Genomic DNA, 376 nt, shown 5'->3' with positions numbered 1-376 from the left:
GAGACGCGATCCGGACGGTCCGTACGGGGACTACTACGTCTGGGCCGACGACGACAAGCAGTTCCAGGACGCCCGGATCATCTTCGTCGACACCGAGGCCTCCAACTGGACGTACGACCCGGTACGCAAGCAGTACTACTGGCATCGCTTCTTCTCGCACCAGCCCGACCTGAACTACGAGAACCCGGCCGTGCAGGAGGAGATGATCTCTGCGCTGAAGTTCTGGCTGGATCTCGGCATCGACGGGTTCCGGCTGGACGCGGTGCCGTACCTGTACCAGCAGGAGGGCACCAACTGCGAGAACCTGCCGGCCACCCACGCCTTCCTGAAGCGGGTGCGCAAGGAGATCGACGCCCAGTACCCCGACAAGGTGCTG

At 63.6% G+C, this 376-nt stretch carries 1 protein-coding gene; it reads left to right on the top strand.

Translation table 11 applies throughout. From position 1 onward, the window contains the following. Positions 1 to 376 (top strand): alpha-amylase family glycosyl hydrolase (locus AC5WRT_RS39125; protein WP_496098974.1); only part of this gene is annotated, 376 nt, incomplete at both ends.

This window comes from Streptomyces sp. NTD91 (assembly GCF_059510455.1).
This window is presented reverse-complemented; position numbering and strand designations above follow the sequence as displayed.